Origin of the sequence: Siphonobacter curvatus (assembly GCF_002943425.1) — a bacterium.
Classification (GTDB): Bacteria; Bacteroidota; Bacteroidia; order Cytophagales; family Spirosomataceae; genus Siphonobacter; species Siphonobacter curvatus.
This window is the reverse complement of sequence record NZ_PTRA01000006.1, coordinates 93,410-111,387: the sequence shown is the minus strand read 5'-3', so window position 1 is coordinate 111,387 and position 17,978 is coordinate 93,410. Positions and strand designations below refer to the sequence as shown.

Annotated in this window: 15 protein-coding genes; 10 read left to right on the top strand and 5 right to left on the bottom strand. The window is 49.4% G+C overall.

The genetic code is table 11. From position 1 onward, the window contains the following. Positions 1 to 11 precede the first annotated feature (11 nt). The 9 genes from C5O19_RS22055 (at position 12) to C5O19_RS22015 (ending at position 10,615) form a co-directional block, all read left to right on the top strand. Complete coding sequence (locus tag C5O19_RS22055) at positions 12 to 692, top strand: sugar transferase (protein ID WP_104715555.1); 681 nt, start codon at positions 12 to 14, stop codon at positions 690 to 692. 137 nt (positions 693 to 829) lie between these two features. Further along, on the top strand, positions 830 to 1,750 hold the full coding sequence (locus C5O19_RS22050; RefSeq protein ID WP_165796100.1) for a glycosyltransferase family 2 protein: 921 nt from the start codon (positions 830 to 832) through the stop codon (positions 1,748 to 1,750). 27 nt (positions 1,751 to 1,777) lie between these two features. Continuing rightward, positions 1,778 to 3,151 (top strand): flippase, encoded by a 1,374-nt coding sequence (locus C5O19_RS22045; RefSeq protein WP_243406477.1) that lies wholly within the window; start codon positions 1,778 to 1,780, stop codon positions 3,149 to 3,151. A 20-nt stretch (positions 3,152 to 3,171) separates the two neighbouring features. Beyond that, the gene (locus C5O19_RS22040; RefSeq protein WP_104715553.1) at positions 3,172 to 4,329 is read left to right on the top strand and encodes a glycosyltransferase family 4 protein; all 1,158 of its coding nucleotides are present in this window, start codon (positions 3,172 to 3,174) and stop codon (positions 4,327 to 4,329) included. 27 nt (positions 4,330 to 4,356) lie between these two features. Continuing rightward, positions 4,357 to 5,598 (top strand): O-antigen ligase family protein, encoded by a 1,242-nt coding sequence (locus C5O19_RS22035; protein ID WP_104715552.1) that lies wholly within the window; start codon positions 4,357 to 4,359, stop codon positions 5,596 to 5,598. Further along, positions 5,595 to 6,479, top strand: coding sequence for a glycosyltransferase family 2 protein (locus C5O19_RS22030; RefSeq protein ID WP_104715551.1), 885 nt, complete (start codon positions 5,595 to 5,597; stop codon positions 6,477 to 6,479). The genes C5O19_RS22035 and C5O19_RS22030 overlap by 4 nt, the downstream gene beginning before the upstream one ends. Before the next feature lie 5 nt (positions 6,480 to 6,484). Then, on the top strand, positions 6,485 to 7,756 hold the full coding sequence (locus C5O19_RS22025) for a glycosyltransferase family 4 protein (protein WP_104715550.1): 1,272 nt from the start codon (positions 6,485 to 6,487) through the stop codon (positions 7,754 to 7,756). Between the two features lie 47 nt (positions 7,757 to 7,803). After that, positions 7,804 to 9,003, top strand: a complete 1,200-nt coding sequence (locus C5O19_RS22020) for a glycosyltransferase family 4 protein (RefSeq protein ID WP_104715549.1) — start codon at positions 7,804 to 7,806, stop codon at positions 9,001 to 9,003. Between the two features lie 49 nt (positions 9,004 to 9,052). Further along, entirely contained in the window at positions 9,053 to 10,615 is a 1,563-nt protein-coding gene (locus tag C5O19_RS22015; RefSeq protein WP_104715548.1) for a hypothetical protein, read from the top strand. Positions 10,616 to 10,667: 52 nt separating this feature from the next. Here C5O19_RS22015 and C5O19_RS22010 read toward each other — a convergent pair whose 3' ends face one another. Next, positions 10,668 to 12,143, bottom strand: coding sequence for a right-handed parallel beta-helix repeat-containing protein (locus tag C5O19_RS22010; RefSeq protein WP_104715547.1), 1,476 nt, complete (start codon positions 12,141 to 12,143; stop codon positions 10,668 to 10,670). A 961-nt stretch (positions 12,144 to 13,104) separates the two neighbouring features. Between C5O19_RS22010 and C5O19_RS22005 the strand changes: the two genes are divergently transcribed. Beyond that, a complete protein-coding gene (locus C5O19_RS22005) occupies positions 13,105 to 13,377 on the top strand; it encodes a hypothetical protein (protein WP_104715546.1) in 273 nt (90 codons plus the stop codon). 59 nt (positions 13,378 to 13,436) lie between these two features. On the opposite strand, the gene C5O19_RS22000 is transcribed toward C5O19_RS22005, so the two are convergent. Genes C5O19_RS22000 through C5O19_RS21985 form a run of 4 tightly spaced genes read right to left on the bottom strand, consistent with a single transcriptional unit; the run spans position 13,437 to position 17,973 of the window. Further along, complete coding sequence (locus C5O19_RS22000) at positions 13,437 to 15,377, bottom strand: heparinase II/III domain-containing protein (RefSeq protein WP_104715545.1); 1,941 nt, start codon at positions 15,375 to 15,377, stop codon at positions 13,437 to 13,439. 6 nt (positions 15,378 to 15,383) lie between these two features. Next, positions 15,384 to 16,565 carry an alginate lyase family protein gene (locus C5O19_RS21995; RefSeq protein ID WP_104715544.1) on the bottom strand — a complete coding sequence of 394 codons (1,182 nt, stop codon included), beginning with the start codon at positions 16,563 to 16,565 and terminating at the stop codon, positions 15,384 to 15,386. 45 nt (positions 16,566 to 16,610) lie between these two features. Next, positions 16,611 to 17,588, bottom strand: coding sequence for a DUF4466 family protein (locus C5O19_RS21990; RefSeq protein ID WP_104715543.1), 978 nt, complete (start codon positions 17,586 to 17,588; stop codon positions 16,611 to 16,613). A 1-nt stretch (position 17,589) separates the two neighbouring features. Further along, positions 17,590 to 17,973 (bottom strand): DUF5018 domain-containing protein, encoded by a 384-nt coding sequence (locus tag C5O19_RS21985; protein ID WP_104715542.1) that lies wholly within the window; start codon positions 17,971 to 17,973, stop codon positions 17,590 to 17,592. Positions 17,974 to 17,978 lie beyond the last annotated feature (5 nt).

The following is a 17,978-nucleotide window of genomic DNA, read 5'->3' as shown; positions in this document are numbered from 1 at the left end:
ACTGCCATACGATGTCACTCACGATAAACAAGAAGGCTGTCCGAATACCGATTACCAATCAGACGCTGTTTACGCCTACGCACGCTCAACCCAATCCGACTCAGTTTTTCAAAAAACGGATGTTTGATTTGGCCGTGGCTAGTTCCGTAACCGTCCTGGTGCTGGTGTGGCTGCTTCCCCTGATCAGTCTGCTCATCAAGCTGACTTCCCCGGGACCAATCCTGTTTGTTCAGCTACGCACCGGCCGGAATGGCAAGCCCTTTCGTTGCTTTAAATTCCGGACGATGCGTTACGAGGAAAATGCTGATTTCAAGCAAGCCACCCGCAACGACTCCCGCATTACGCCTCTGGGTCGTTATCTACGGAAAACGAATCTGGACGAAATGCCCCAGTTTATTAATGTGTTACTGGGTGATATGAGTATTGTCGGACCACGCCCCCACCCGGTAGCCTTGGATGCCCAGTATTGGCATTCGATGCCCGGCTACAAGGAAAGGTATACCGTACTTCCCGGCATTACTGGCCTGGCTCAGTCCCGGGGAGCACGTGGTGAAACCGAACATCTCAGTAAAATGAAACAACGCATTCGCTATGATCACCTGTACATTCATCGGCAATCCGCTCGCCTGGACGCTACCATTTGCTGGTGGACCATCAAAGCGGCTGCCACGGGTAATAAAAACGCTTTTTAGTATTAAGTCTCATTGAACCGCTACTTCAGTCTGCTTGCTGCTAAGATCCACTGGTTTTATTGAAAGAGTTCCTTGTATCAGTCCGTTATCCCCCTTGTCCCTATGAACTATATTGAATGGATAACCTGGTATTTCGCATGAAAAAAGTAGCTGCCGTAGTAGTAACCTATAACCGGCTAGAAGACCTCAAAATTTGTATTACCAGTTTACAGCAACAGACGTTTCCGGTACAAGCCATATTTGTGATCAACAATGGCAGTACGGATGGTACGGCCGATTGGCTGGCAACCCAACCCGAATTGCTCGTCACTACCCAGGCCAACTGCGGGGGAGCCGGTGGATTCGCTACGGGTATCGAGACAGCCTACGAGGCGGAGTACGAGTGGATTTGGTGCATGGACGACGATTGTGTGGCCACACCGGGTGCCTTACGGGCCCTACTGGAATCGCCGAATATCGGACCTTGCATTAAAAATTGCGTATCGATCAGTAATAAGGATCATTCCGAGTTGGCCTTTTATGTTGATCGGCCCAATAAGAGTTATCGGAAAGTAACCGATATGACCCAGGTGGACCTGGTGTATGGCGTTGCCTCTTTTTTCAACGGTACGCTCATTCACCGACAGGTTATTAAACATATTGGCCTGCCCGACCGTAAATTATTTATCTGGGGTGACGAAGTGGAATACATGACCCGGGCCATCAAAATGGGGTTTTCGGTAGTAACGGTTACCAATTCCGTTTTCTACCATCCGCCGTCCTTTGATCGAAACGGTATTCCCTGGCCCGGAGCCTGGAAACAGTACTATGCCGTACGAAACCAGCGACGAATTTTTCAGAATATGCACGGCAATAAGTACGGGATTATGGTTTTTCTGCAATGGTCGTTACGGGAAACTTTTGTACAACTCCGTTCCAAGCGAAAACACCGGATGTATGATTTTCTGATTTACGGTGAAGCGGCCCTTGACAGTATTTTTAACAATTTCAGAAAGTACCCCGATGGCATAAAAACGGTACGGTTGTACCGCTTCCTTAATAAAAAAAGTACTGCTTAGCGAGGCCCCATTAACCCGCCATTACCTATGATTGAAGAAAAAGTACTGGATGAACCCGTCATAGAAAAGCCCCCGGTTGCTCTCTCCAAGTCGACCATGAAGCGGTTTGCCATTAACGTGGCTTCGCTCTTCAGCGTCAACGTGGCGAATATGCTGCTGCCCTTACTTACGGTACCTTATGTGGTTCGCATCATCGGCCCCGAACGGCTGGGATTACTTAACTTTTCCCAAGCTTACGTAGCGTACTTTACCTTATTGATCAATTATGGTTTTGATACGGCAGCGGTACGAGCCATTGCCGCCGACCGCCACAATAAATCGCTGGTCAACCAGATTTTTAGTGAAGTGATGTCGGGCAAAGCCCTACTCTGGGTGCTTTCAACGGTCATATTTGGAGGCATTACGTATTTTGTGGAGGAGTTTCGGGCTCATTGGTGGCTGCACGTTTGTACATATATCAGTTGCCTGGGGATTGTGCTCTTTCCCATTTGGCTGTACCAGGCTATGGAAGATCTGGGGCGGGTGGCCATTTTTAATACCATCGTGAAGGTACTCTTCACCTTTACAGTCTTCATCTTTATCCGTGAACCCAACGATTACATTTACCAGAATCTGTCGCTAAGCATCGCACAAGTACTCATCAGCGTAGCTGCCTTTGTCGTAGCCTTGCGGCGGTTTGATTTGACGTATACCTTCCCATCGATTGCTCAACTGCTGAAACGTTTTAAAGACGATAGTACCTTATTTTTTACCTCGGTAGTAGCCACGATCTACGCGGGTTCCAATACGTTTCTGCTAGGTATTTTCTCAACGGCCTACAGCGTTGGGATTTTTTCGGCGGGGACTCGTATCGCGGGCATTACGCAGTCCTTCGTATCGCTGGCCCTGAGCCAGGCTTTCTTTCCCATTGTAGCCCGGGCTTTTGGACAGGGTAAGGAAGCAGGTCTCAAAGTAGTACGGACGATCTTCTTCCCCGTTGTAGTACTGATGACCCTGATTACCATTGGATTGTACATCATCGCTCCCCTCTTCATTCACCTGTTCTACGGCGATCAGTTTGAGGAAGCCGTTGTCGTCCTACGCATTGTATCGATTTTACCCATTACGCTGGGTTTGAATAATTTGCTGGGCGTTCATACCATGATCAACCTGCGAATGGATAAAGCCTTTTTCCGTATTTCTGCTCTTGCTTCTATTATTAGTTTAAGCCTGAATGCTTTGCTCATCAAGCAATTGGGCCACATTGGTGTTTCGTACTCCTGGGTTATCACGGAGATTTTCGTCATCCTGGCCTTTTATGTACACCTGCGTTCGCAGGGCATTCAGGTTGTAAAACTGGCCTACCTGCGGGAAGCGGTGGCTTTCAGTAAAGAACGTATTCAGAGTTTTCGGCAACGTTAACGATTTCAACCGACCACGCCATGAACGTATTAATCGCTACTTTCCTCGTTCCTACCTCGCCCTCGGGCGTGGTTACCTACTGCCGAACGCTGGCCAAGGATCTGACCCGCGAAGGCGTGCAGGTGACGCAAGTGGATGCCTCACATACACCTACCGTCTGGAAGAAAGTGCTCGGCGTACTCAAACGCATCATGCGTCCGCTGGGAGGAGCCTCCTGGGTCGTGTACGATGAGTTTGCCTATTTCACGGGTTTGTACCTGGCAACTCGTAAACATCGGAATGCGGGTATCGACCTGATCCACGCTCAGGATGTACGCTCGGGCGTTGCCGCTTACCTGGCCCTGGGCCGCCGGACGCCCATTGTACTGACCTGTCATTTCAACGATGATCCGGTGAAGGAACTGGTACTAGCGTATGCCTTGAAGCCCTCGTTTACCCGCCAACTGACGGCCTGGTACCAATACCTGTTCTCGTACGTGAAGAATTACGTATTCGTTTCCAACTACGCTTATACCCAGTCGCGGCACCTGTTGCCCGAAGACATTACTAAACGCGTACTGCCGAATACGGTGCAACTCGAAGGAGTGTCCGTTTCCCGGACTCCCTCCCCTACCCTGACCATTACGAATGTAGGGCATATCGATGAACGGAAAAACCAGAAACTGCTAATTGAAATTGGTCACGAACTACGCTCACGTAACCTTTCCAATTTCAACATCTGGCTGATTGGCGATGGTCCCAAACGGCAGGAGTATGAGCAGCTCGCCGAAACGCTGGGTCTGAAAGAACAGGTGAAATTTTACGGACGGCACACCGCTCCCTGGCAGCTCGTCGCTCAGAGTGACCTGTATATTCATACGGCCCTGAATGATAACTGTCCGTACTCGATCATCGAGGCTTTCGCGGTCCAAACGCCCGTACTGGCTTTGCCCGTGGGAGGTATCCCAGAAATGTTGCCCGAATCGAATGGACCATTGCGGGGTACTGACGCCCGGAGTCTGGCCAGCGAAATTGCTCCCTATTTCGAAGCCGACAGACGAGCAAGTCTGGCCGAAGCTCAGGCCATTCACGCTGATTACAAATTCAATCACCGCAAGTCGGTCAACGAGTTGATTACTTTTTACCGGCAAACGGCTCAGGAGCCGTTGCTGGTCACGGCACAAGCCATTCCCGTTTAATAGGTCGAACCGCCCACAAGCCTTTGTATGGTCTGGATTTATCGCATTCTTTTATTTGTACTCCTGTTTGGGGTCAGTGCTCTCAGTCACGGGGGCAATACGCTGAGCCCCTTTCTGGATAAACTTACCAACGTGGTCGCCCTCATCGGCATACCCGCCCTGGTGGTTTGTTACTTACATTATCCTACTTTTTTTAAAGTAATGGCCTGGCCGATGTTGCTGGGCGTCGTCCTGCTCGTACTCGAATCGAAGTACCTCTACGGTACGTGGATGTATTCGTACTTCGTCATCAAGCGGTTTTTTTATAGTGGACTGGCAATGGTTACGTACTACGTGGCTACGCAGGCCCGACCGTTTAAACTCAAGTATGCCAACTGGTTGATTTTTAGCTTTTACCTGATTAATCAGATTTTCCTCGGGCAAATTTTCTCGTACAGCCTGACCTCCGAAAGCCGTACGGTTACCGCTCCCGAAGCCCTGTACCTGACCATTCCCTTCCTGTACTACATGATCACGTACCTACGGGAACACCGGCTCTCCGACTTTTTTAAATCCGTACTGACCTTCGCACTCATTGTTTTTCTGTTGCACCGCTCGGTCATCTCGGCGGCGGGTGCGGCTGCCTTTCTGCTGGTGGTGTTTGGCTTGTTTGGAAAAATTACGGAACAGGCTTTACCGCTCGGCAAAACGTTCGGTACCTTTTTAGTAATGCTTGGCTTATTGGCTCCGGCGGTTACGCTGCTACCCGAAGCCAAAACGCAGGCTTTCCTCGACAACGTCGGAGGGATTCTCGATCCCAAGGAAGATGAAACTGGTAGCTGGCGACTCGAACAGTCAGAGTTTTACCTCAGCAAGATTCCGGACCGCTTGCTGCTCGGCTGGCGGTACGAAGGGTACGACCGGGGCGAGATCATGGAGAACGAAGATTTTCCCGAAAAAGGCACCATCATTCACTCACAGTACATCGATATGCTGTACAACTACGGAGCCGTGGGCCTTTTCCTGAATATGCTCTTGATTGTGGGAACGCTGGTGGTTATGTACCGCCGCAACGAGGTTTTCACGACCGAGCAATCCACACTGTTTGGCTTTCTCATCAGTGGACTGTTTTTCAGCATTTCGTACCAATTACCCGTGTACTTCTGGGGTTTTGTGGGCTTGGCAATGTATTACGCCCTTTACCCCAACGAGTCGGAGGACTTCGAATCGCCTTCCGAACCCGAGCTTGTCATTCTATCCGAAGAAACTATTAATTCCCAACCCGTATGATTAGTGTTGTCATCCCCGTCCATAACCGAAAAGCGTTCACCGAACAATGCCTGGCCTGTTTGTCGGCTCAAACGTACCGTAATTTTCAGGCCATTGTCGTGGATGACGGTTCCTCGGATGGTACGGCGGAAATGATCCAGGAAAAATTTCCGGAGACGATTGTTCTGACGGGTGACGGAAGTCTATGGTGGACGGAAGCCACCAACTGGGGCATTCGGTACGCCCTGCAACATCAGGATCGCAGTGAGGCAAACTTTGTATTGACGCTCAACGACGATACCAAAATGGAGCCGGATTACCTGCAATCGCTCCTGAATGCGTACGACCGGTTTCAGCCCTGTCTCGTCGGTTCAGTCAGTGTCAACAGCGACGAGCCAAATAAACTTGAATTCTGCGGTACCGTCTGTGAGCTGTACCTGGCCGGGGGCCGTCACATGGCCGAAGATTATAACTTCGATTATCAGGAGCTCGTTCGCCGTACCGATCACGTGGTCTCGGATTCACTACCCGGACGCGGCACGCTGATTCCGATGGAAGTATTCGAAAAAATCGGCCTGTTCGATTCCAAGAAATACATTCATTACATGTCCGACATCGATTTCTCAGTTCGGGCAAAAAAAGCCGGGTATCCGCTGATTGTCGATGTGAAAAGCGTAGTACAGGAATTCGTGAGTGCTAGCGGCATTCAGGTGGAACGGATGATTACGACCAAGCAATTTATCGAGAGCTTCACGTCCATCAAGTCGCCAACGAATCTGAAGGTTCGCTACAACTTTGCCATTGACCATTCCAAGACTAAACTCGTTTACTTCTGCTTCGACGTCGGACGCATTTGTGCCGGATTTTTCCTGCGTAAAATGCGATTAATGAAACCCTTGTAAGCCCTATGAAAAAGATACTTCTGTCGGCCTACGCCTGTATTCCTAACATGGGCTCTGAGCAGGGCAACGGCTGGAACTACGCCACTCATCTCAGTACTAGCGGATTGGAAGTACACTGCCTGACGCTAGTTGATGGGAAAGACCGAATCGATCCGATTCTGGCGGATGGATTCTATCCCAACCTGCGGGTTCATTACGTACGAGTACCGGCCTGGGTAGATAAATTTTGCTGGAAAGGACTCATCGGTATGTATTTCCATTACCTGTACTGGCAATGGGCGGCGTATCAGATGGCGAGGAAACTCGACCAGCAACACAACTTTGATTTGATTCATCATGCCACGTATGGCAGTTTGCAACTGGGAAGCTTCCTGTATAAACTAGGTAAGCCTCTCATCTTTGGACCCGCTGGTGGCGGCCAGCGGGCTCCCAAAGCTCTTAAACGCTACTTTGGCTCGCACTGGACCCGCGAATGGATGCGGGATATTGTCGGCAAAGTGCTGGAGTATACCAATCCCGCGTATTTCCGAATGTTGAAAAAAGCCGATCTGGTCATTGTTACCAATAATGATACGTATGATCTGGTCCGGCGATTACGACCGACCCAACCCATTGAGCGTATTTGGGATGTAGGTATGGCTTTGAATTTTCTCCCCCGCGAAGTCACCGCTCATCCGCCTAAGGCAACCCTCGAACTGCTTTGGACGGGTCGGATGCTGCCCCGTAAGGCTTTGGAATTGACTATTCAAGCCCTGAGTAAAGTTGATCCTAAGCTTTCAGTACGGCTTACGATTGTGGGTGGGCAAGGTGAAATGGTCGAGCACATTCCCGGATACGTCCAAACTTACGGCGTCGAAAACCGCGTCAATTGGGTGGGACAAGTTTCGTACGATCAGATGAAACAGTACTACATTGATTCGGACGTTCTGTTTTTTACCAGTTTACGAGATTCCTGTCCGCACCAGTTGGTAGAAGCCATGTCGTACTGTATGCCGATTCTGACGCTGGATTTACACGGTCAGGGCGAATTAGTGAATGGTAGTAACGGCATCAAAGTTCCGGTTACGAATGAAACGGAAGTGGTAGATGCTCTGGCCCGTGGCGTGGAATGGATGGCGGCCCATCCCGATGAACGCCGACAAATGGGGCTGGCTGGTTACGAAATCGCCAAAGAACTGATCTGGGACCAGAAAATTCGCCGTTTTGTGGATGAACTGTACCCGACTCTCATGCAGCCTTCGGCTTCCCATTCATCGGTTCAGGTATCCGCGTCTTAAATGGTACTTCAAAAGTCGTTTTCTTTCATTTTCTATTGGACGAAACCATGCACATTGCTATCCTAGGCTTTATCGCTACCCGGGATTTACTTCCGGCCTCCGCTATTCAGCCCTCCTATCCTAAGGGCCGTGAGGGGGCACCGCTCATCACCAATTTAATCAAGGCGTATCTCAACATGGGCCATCGGGTCCTGGCGATTACCCACGACGATACGCTGAGTGCGGACGAGCCGTCTTTTATTCTGGAAGATGGATTGCTTACCTACGTGGTCGTGCCCTGCCGACAACGGATCTTTCGCCCCAATGGCAAACGTATCGGTCGTAACCTGGACTTTTACCGGTTCGAGCGGCGGCGAATGCGGGAAATTCTGGATCGCTTTCAGCCGGAAGTGGTACATGCACACTGGACCTACGAATTTGCGATGGCGGCCTTGTCATACACCTCCAACGCCATTATTACAATACACGACAACGCCCAGGTAATTTTCAATTACGTTCGTACCCTCAACCGTTTTTTCCTGCTCCTGATGGCCCGGCAGGTATTTCGCAAGGGTCTCTGGTTTACGGCCGTATCACCCTACATGGCCGATTCGGTCAGTCACTGGGCTTCGCAAAAAGTACTGGTCGTACCTAATCCAGTAACCTTACCCGACCAACTGGGCGAACCGGCCCCCGTCACGAAACCCATCATCAGCGTCGTCGTGAATGGCTGGGACGACCGGAAGAATAATATCAATGCTCTCCTGTCTTTTAAGGCATTGCTTCAACGGCACCCTAATGCCGAGTTATGGGCCATGGGTACCGCCTTTGAACCCGGAAAAGAAGCGGAAGTATTCTGCCGAGAACAGGGCATTTCTAATGTCGTCTTTATGGGCACAACGAAGTATTCAACGGTACTGGAGAATATTTCCCGGAGTACGTTCGTGCTGCATAGTTCGCTGGAAGAGTCGTTCGGGATGGTACTCGTGGAAGCCATGAGTTACGGCATTCCGGTTGTGGCCGGGAAAGACAGTGGAGCCGTCCCCTGGGTGGTACAGGACGGTGGGCTGCTGGTAGATGTTACTAAAGTCGAAGCGATGACCGAGGCCATGCATCAGTTACTGACGGACGCCGCTTTGTACAGACGACTGTCTCAACAAGGACTGGAAATGGTACGGGCCCGATTCCCCCTAGAGACGGTAGCCCGGCAATACCTTGAGATTTACCAGACTTACGGCGTGACGGAGTCAGCGGCTGTACTGGCCTAAAGTACCTGTAGGTATTACCGCCCTATTCTTCCCACCAAACCGTGTCCTCATGAATCGTATATCTACTCAAACGCTACCGTTCAGTATCGGGATCTTTTTGATCTTTTCGCTGAGCCTGATCCTTTCTTTATTTTTTAAAGATCACTGGTTGTGGATGGATGAGGTACTGAGTTATCTGCTCGTTTCGGACCCTTCGCTAGCCCATGCTAACGATGCTCTGGTAAGCGGGATGGACGCCAACCCTCCCCTATTTGTGAATGTGTATTGGATACTGGGACACGCTATTTCGCTCGACTTTCAGTTTTTACGAATGGTATCCATCGTCTTTTTTGCTCTGACGATGGCTTTGTTTTTCTGGTACAGCACGACCCTATTGGGTACGCCGCTGTTCAACTTTCTGCTCATTACCCTGATTGCCGCCTTCACCTACCTCAACTTAACCTTAGCAACGCAGGTTCGCTCTTATGCCCTGTTTTTTCTGATTAGTCTGCCCTACTTTATCGTACTTCATCGCCTGATTGCCGAACCGCATAATCGTCGTTTGCTGGGGCTCTTTGTACTGCTGGGACTGGGCCTGAGTTTGACGCACAATTTTGGCCTGTTTTACCTCGCGGCTTCGGGAGCTTTCTTTTTTTTGCTTTGGCTCTGGTCGCGGCAAGCGGCGTATGTCTGGCCGATGGCGGCTCACTTGATTACACTACTTCTGTGGGCGGCGTTTTGGTTTACTAGTTTTCAGATCCAGACCGAAGCTGGGAAACCTCACTCCTGGATTCCACTTCCCACTTGGGAAAGCTTCTTTACTACCATCGGTGAGCTAAGCCCTACGCTTTCGTATTCGCTCGAACAACGTAGCTGGTTTTCCTTTCTGCCCTACCTCCGCTTTTTTGCCTTGGCTTTTCTTTTCGTTTTCATCCTTCGTAAAAAACGCAGAGATGGATACGCGGCTTTTCGTACGGATGCGGCGTTTCAGTTTTATCTCCTGTCGGGCTTTATCTATTTCAGTACCATTCTGATTTCGCTTGGGGTGAGTCTGGTACATACATCGGTTTTCATTAGCCGGTACCTGTGGCCGAATCATCTGTTAGTTATTTTTCAGTTGATGTACGCCTTTTATCAATTCTATACGCCCCCCAAGCTGTCGGGCTGGTATCGACTCGCCCCCTTGTATGCTCTACTGATCGGAGCCTTTGTATTCTATCAGAATCGAAAAATCGTTCACTTTCCGAAGGGCATTCTCTCCTATCTACCGCAACTGGACCCTCGGTATCCGGTTTTTGTTGAAACGGCCGATTACTTTCTCCCCCTTTGGTTTCATAAGTTTCCGCAACCGGTGCATTACCTGATTCATTGGCCCACGGCTGCGGTACCGACTAATATTCTCAGTGCTACCGTCGAACACAAGATTCTTAAATCGGTTCGGGATAAATACCAGGTACCGGGACTGACTCCGGCTAAAGAGTTTACCAAGGCGAATTTTCCGCATTTCTACGTAGTCGATGAAGCGAGTCATTACCAGATGGAAAACTTCATTGACTCCCACCAGATCAAAGTGGTTCGCCAGCTACCCATGGACATCAACGGGCATCGCCTGCTGGAATGTACGTTCAATTAAAAAGGGCACCTCAAGAGGTGCCCTTTTTAATTTATTCTTATAAACGTTTCGATTAAAGCGAAATCAAGTTCCCGTCTTTGTCATAGTTATTATAGAACTTAATGCTGGCACCGTTTCCGTAGCCAACATACCCCCCTGAGCTTTTCACGATTATATTGTTCGTGAAAAGATTGTTCGTCGCTCCGGCTCCGTTTACGATAATCACCAGCCAGCTATTTTTTACATTTTCATTGCTGATGTAGTTATTAATGAAACGCAGGTTCCCCACGTAGTTGATCTGGATTACTTTGTTTTCAGTCGTACTAATAATTTTATTACCCGTAATCTGAGCATTTTTGGTCGATCCCGTCAGGTCCAGTACACCCGTCATATTGATGTAATTGTTTTCCATCAGCATATTGAAACCATTCCGAATCGTCCATTTGCCCGTGCAGGTGCCAATGGTACGGTTACCATACATGTGAGTACCCTCTCCAATAGTCCCGTCGCCATCGTTTTCCCAGTTTCCGGCGAATAAATCCGAAAATTTTCCTTCAAAACGGTTATTCGATAAGGTCGAGTTATGCAACCATCCGGCAAATTCTACGCCGTAAGTCGGGCAATCCTTCAGGTAGTTGGCATCGACGGTTACGTTGTCGAATGAACCGGCAATCGAGATACCAAAGCTGCATTTCTCAAATCGGTTTCCTGATACCGTAATGTTCTTACCGAGGTATTTCTGCGGTAATCGTTGAGCCAGAAACTCGACGCCCATGCGTCCACCCCGGGCGTAGTTATTCCGAACGATGATGTTATCGGTCGATTTACCCGGAGATACTTTCAGGAAAAACCAGTTTACGTTGGCCGTTTTCGACGTGTGGATGCTCTGGCAATTTTGTACCAACAGATTTTTCACCGTCGGGCCGTCAATGGTAATGGGTCCGTACGAACCTACGACTTTTGCCGTTGAAGAGACCTCCCAGTTGATCCCGTCGATGGTAATGTTTTCCAGTTGTTGTTCACTCCAGAAGTTCTGGAAGGAAATATACCCGGGTCCGTTGAGTTTCAGCGTTACCTTACCGGGGTTTCCTTTGATGGTTACGTTACTACGCAGAATCACTTTCGTCACCTGCGAATACGCTCCGTCGGGGATCGTTACTACGTTGTGAGCATTGACAGCCTCCTGTAGCTCCGGCCCAATATCCGAATCGGTCGTACTTACGCCAAACCAGGTGGCATTGGCAGCACCGGTAAACGCCCGCTTGTAGCGTAACCCGTTGCTGGTAACCAGGGTAATACCCGTATTGTCCGTACTTTTTTTATCCGTACTGACTAATTTAAAAAGGCCCTGTTTTCCCTGATCCGTCAGGTAAATACTGTCCGGAGCCAGGTTCGTACGGATGGCCCGGATTTCATCCAAACTCATGGATTTCACGGTTGACGACAGCGTCGTAGCATGCGGAGCTACTCGTTCGTCCTTCTGGCACTGCGTAAAAAGCATGGCAATGCCTAGTAGGGATACCATTTGGGTAGCAAATGAAGACTTCATCAGATGTATTCGTTTTGATAGTAGGTAGATTTGATCAGCAAAGGGCAATACAGTTCTGACCTTGAGCAGACAAGGTGCAGTTACAAAGCAGCTTCGGTTTCAGTAAACTCCACGGAAATTCAGTACATCAGTGCCTGTATTAACACTAACGTTTATCACTATACGCATGAAGTTAACAAAGAAACAAAACGGATAAACATAGCATGCGTAAGGCATGCGAAGAACCGGCAACACTCCCGATGGCGGCGGTAAGTTGTTTCGATAGAAAGGATGTTAACAAGCGATTACGCTTATTTCATTTATTAAATAGCTTATAGTAAATAGTGGTGTATACGCTTTTCAGTAATGGACACAACCTGGTAGTGGCTAATGGAATGGGTCTTACGGCTCCAGACTAAGTTTCCATGCGGGTCTGTTAATTCAAAGTCATCTCTAGTCGGTATTGCTGGCAGGCTCATCTTCCAGAAAGCTTCTGTATCAGATTATTGTATTACTTGCTGAGATTGAAGGAAGGAGTAAAAAAACGTTTATCTTTTGCTTACGAATCAGTAAATAAAAGATGATACCAAGCCTTGAACCGAATCCTCCGGTCAGAACTAAATGTTTTTAGTATAACTTACATGAAGATCGCTCAAAGGACTCGCTTGAGAAATGGTGAATAAAATTAACTAGCTCTTTAAGTTCTGCAAGCGTTTACCTCTACTTTTCATAAAATTATTTGATTTGTTCATATCAAAATCAAAAAAATTCAAAACAATAGTATGTTCAGGAGGTTTAAGTCATCTTTCGCTGAGAATCAGGGCTGTGTAGATTATTTTCCGCACTTATGAGGGATAAAAAATTACATTACCAATGACATTTAGAGGGGAAAATCGAATCTTTTGCGTCAAGGATACTAGGTATGGCACGAAATTATACCAATGATTCTCTTAGTACACGTCTTATGTCAATCTATCACTCTATGAACACCGCCGAGATCTTTGTAAACAGTATTGATATGAATGCCATTTTATCAGAAATGGCCCGTTTGAAAGCCCAGAATCGTCTGATCATTCATTTGCTTACCAAAGATAAAAGCGATCAGGAGTTTGATCATTTCCAGGATTTAGAACACTATTTCTACGTACAGGAAGCTCTTCAGTTCATTTCCAGTGGAAAGGCCCAGGCGACTCCTGAACAGATTGATTCGCTGGAAGAAGCCTTACAATCCTTACAGAATAAAGTACAGCTTTAAGCAAAACATCACACAAAAAGCCGCTTCCCGTACGGGAAGCGGCTTTTTTATGCGAGTTCTCACCGCGGAGCAAGGGTTACGGCGAAGAGATCGACCGTTTTAGGCTGTAGCCGTTTTAGCGTAATCCGGTAAATCGTGTCCCCCCACTTGGTTCGAATGCCTTGGTCTTCTGGGGTTTGCAGGGCTACTTTTTCTACGAATGGCTCCCATTTTCGGGAGTCGTACTTTATCACAAAATCACGGCTCTGCCCTTTCTGTCCTTTACTACAGATGATGAGCTGCCCCGCTTTCCCTATTTCTACGGGGTAGCAGGTCATGAGATGCTGACTGAGGCTATCGGCTTTTTTGAGGTGAATCTGATCCGTGATGGTTACCTCCCTACCCCGCTTCAGACGCATGCTCTGTTTCCAACTTACCACGCCTGCTTCGGCTGGATAGGCTTGAGTGAAGTCCAGTGAAAAGGTTACCTGTTCTTTTCCGCCCTGATAGGTCACTTGCTGGGCTTTAAACGTATTTCCTGGTGGCTGACTAAAACCATTGATCGTGGGCAGATTATGGTAAGCGGAGCCGTTGTACCAGATGTCATACCGCTGACTACTAAAGGTTTTTCGCGTGTACGTACCGCGTCCGACATCTATGAGCAGTGGTTGTCCGTCGTAGTATACGACATAGTTGCCGACGTCATTGTGATTGTGACTTTCATCATTATGTCCTCCCTTACCAGCCAGGTAAAAACCTTGGGTGGTACCCGCCCGGTCGCGGGCGGCGAATACCTGTAAATCCGGCAACCAGACGTCAGCGGGCAGGGCCAGTCCTTTGTCCGCCCGTTCAAATTCCTGCTGCATAAAGAGTGCATAGAAATTGCGGAAGAAATGATACCGCGGCAAGGCTCCCGTTTCGGGTTTGCGATAGTAGGCTCCAAACCGCATCATGTTGGCATCCTGAATATCCTTGCCGTAGCGGTAGATCATCGTAGCCGCCATACTGGGTTGGGGATCGGCGTCGGCGAAGTTTAAAAAGTAGTTGGGACTGATTTGAGCCCGGTAAATAAAGCGGCCCATGTTCCGGAATTTTTCATCGGCATACACGTAAGCAAAGGCATTCCGGGAGGCGGTATTCAGCAGAGAAACGTTGTCATACAGAGACGCGGCTGCCGCTCCCCAGTAACTCGGACCTTCGTCGCAGCCCCCATCGGCTGGGTAGGGATTCAAAAAATTATCGAGTACGCCCAGCAGTTTGTGTACCGCTGCGGCCCGTTTTTGATCCTCTTTTTCGAGCAGCAGTACAGCATTCAGCCAGTTCGAACAAATCCAGGGATTCCAGTTATTGGGGGGCCGACCATTGGCATGACTTTGCATCCAGCTGTGGGGTTGATTCATGAGTGGCTCAAAGATCCGGCGGTTGGTTTCGTAATAGATACGTTTGCGAATTTGCGGGGTTACGGCGTCCAATTTATCGCCCAGGTAATAGTCAACCCAGGCCAGATACGTTGCCGTTTCCGCCGCAAACAAATCGACAAAAGGTTTGGAAACATCCACCAGACCCTTAACCTCGCGGGGTAAATGAGCCGAAGCTCCCCAGAAAGATTCTTCACAAATGGACCAGACGCCATCAATAATAGGGTCTACAAATCGCCCCTGATTTTCGTAAATCTCCGCCAATAGCAGGACCCCCAGCACATCCCGTTTCTGAAAGCTAATGCTTTGGTATTCATCACGATTACCCGTACGTTCAATCAGGAGGGATTTCGTAGCGGGTACGTAAGGCCATTCATAATTCAGATAGGTTTCGGCCTTTTTCACGTACGCCTTCATCATCCCGGAATCGGCCTGAGCCCAGCCCGCCCGATCTTCCCGACGCGGAAAGGGCGTCCATTCCCGCTCCGGAATCAGTACGTTTCGCAGTTCTTCCACCGAAAATCGCCCACTCAGTAAGTTTTGCTGAGCCAGAGTCGGGCCAGCTAGCCAGAGTAGCCAGCCAATGAGGACGTATCGTTTCATGCAACGTTAAAAAAGGGCTTGGGTAAGACGGAAAAAACCACTGGGATTCGGGATCGTTACAGCGGGAACGTCCGAATATTTTCGAGCTGCCAGGGCCTGTAAGGGAATAAATTCTTCCCGATGCATGGCTTTGATTTGCTGGTGCGTCCAGGGCTTTTTGCCTTCGGCGTAGGGTAATAGCCATAGGAAGGCTTTTTTGAGTCCTTTCCCCTCGGGCGTCTCATAGGTCCAGAGATTCATGTTCAAGTTTTCCGCCAGTAAGGCCAGTCCAAAGAAGCCCTGCAGGTTCATGACGCAGTACCCCCAGGAAACGGTACGGGCCAGTTCGTGCGGCTGACTGCCATCGACTGCGAACTGACTACTGATGCGGGGCAGGGTTTGCTTTTCCAGCATCCGGCGAGACAGGTCAGTATCTTCAATGAATAGGGCCATGGCCACTGCCTGGAAATCGTAATACGTTCCGTGGTTGTTGTGTTCATCGGCTTCGTCTTTGCCGACGGGACTGGTCTGCATCCAGTCCAGAAAGGTACGGAACCAACTTTGTAAAGCCTGATGCTCGGCTTTCGGCCAGGCTTTGGAGGGTTTTAGCAGTTGCACGGCATCTACCAATACGGCAAAATAGCGGCTGTCGATCAATCCGATTCCTCGCCCATCGGTGACTCCGGGAATTGCCTGCCCGTAGTTCAGGTTCGGGTTCATCCGGGTTTCGGGATTCAAAAACCAGACGCGTAGCAATTCGGCGGCCCGGCGGGCGTAGGTTTCATCTTCCGTGAAATAATAGGTTACGGCCAATTGCTGTACATCCACGCAAAGCTGGTGCAGGTAGGTAGCATCCTTAATCGTATACCGTTCCGGATTTATGCGACCGTCCTTGCGGATGTACGGTAGCCCATCGGGCTTGGTCGAATCGGGCCACCAATACGGACCGACGCTCATGTAGTCGTGCTTATCTCCACTCGGCGGTACTTTGCTTTTGTACGTAACCGAATACGTAGGATGGTTCAGGGTTTGCCGGGCCTGTTGAATTAACGCTTCCAAAGCCTGTTGTACGGCCGCATCACCCTGTTTGCTTTGGGCTTTTTGCTGAGCCAGGAATGTGCCATCGAGCAAAAACGTGGGAGCTTTTTGCTGGGCCCACAACGCGGGCATGGTCAGTGCAAAGAAGAGTAACGCGATTAGTCGGTTCATCAGCAGGAGGTAGCAAGGGCTTCCGATACGGAAGCCCTCAACGCATTAATTAAGTTGTAGTCGTTTGATACTCACCGTCATACTCTTTTCGGTATTATTCACCGCATTGACATACACATAAGCTGCGTAAGCTCCATTGGCCGTTTTGACGAACGCTCCCTGATCAGCCGTTAAGCCAAAGGCGTAATCCGACGCATTAGTAAAGGTGGTACGTTCTAGATCAATATCGTCAATATAGACATCAAAACCCGCCGTACCGCGAAGCTGGGCATCTTTTACGTCCACCCGTTTATCCATCAGCGTACGCGTCGTTAGTCCGGCAGGTAGGCTTACATCGCTCAGGTATTCGCTTCGGGAAGGAGCAACCCAGGCGTGACCGAAAGTAAAGCCGCTTAACGTCGGTCGGTAGAGGTACACGAAATCAATTTTGGCGGCCAGATTATTACGTTCCACTTCTTCTTTCGTGTATACCGCCATGTCGGCAATGGACACGTAGGCTTTAGCTCCGTCGGTGAGTTGCAGAGTACGCTTCATATCCATGCGACTGATGCGGTAGGCCGGTGATTCAAACCGTACTTCTTTTCCCGTTGAGGAAGTACCGCTGAAACGAAACCGCACGTCCCGGCCCTTGGCTTCTTCCGTGGGAGCGTAGTAATAACGTAACGTAACGGCTGACTGATTCTCGCCTCCCAAGAGCGAAGCGGTAGAAACCGCTCCAGTCGTGGTCGTATCCGAAGCTGTTTGTACGGGTTGATCCACGCCGGTATTTCGGTTCGTATACCAGGAATACCGACTGAATCCCGTACCCGTTCCTCCGGCAATGGTAGCTTCCACCCGTACCTCTTTGAGTTGTCCTTCCAGCGTACCCAGGGCGTAGGCAAATTCCATGCGATCACCAACAACGGCGGGACCCGTCGTTTTTTTGAGCAGGTCGTTTTGGAGCGGACCACTGGCTTCGTCGTCCGATTTCTGACAGGCCTGTAGCACTACTCCCGCCAGTAAAAGAGTCCATAGCTTTTTCATGTTATTGCTGGAGGGTTACCGTGACTGTATAAGTTTTCCGTACCGTCCGATTGCCCGACACAACCGTGTACTGTTGTGGTTGCGTATAGTCCGTCCAGATGCCCATGGTTGGTTCCACAATGGCGTCGGTCACTACACTGCAATAGGGTTTGACGCGTTGCAGATTAGTACCAAAACGAGCCACCGCCGTCACGGTCTGGGCTTCGGTGTCTATTTTGGTCTGCCCACTGACCAGTACGGTACGGTGATCCGAACCGAGTAAATCGAAGAAAGTCATGTAGCATTGGGAGCGAGTAGTAATCAGCAGTCCCGTTTCATCGATAGGCATTTTGGTGCAGGAAAGAGCCAGCAGTCCGAGGAGTATGAATAAATAGTGTCGTTTCATAGGAA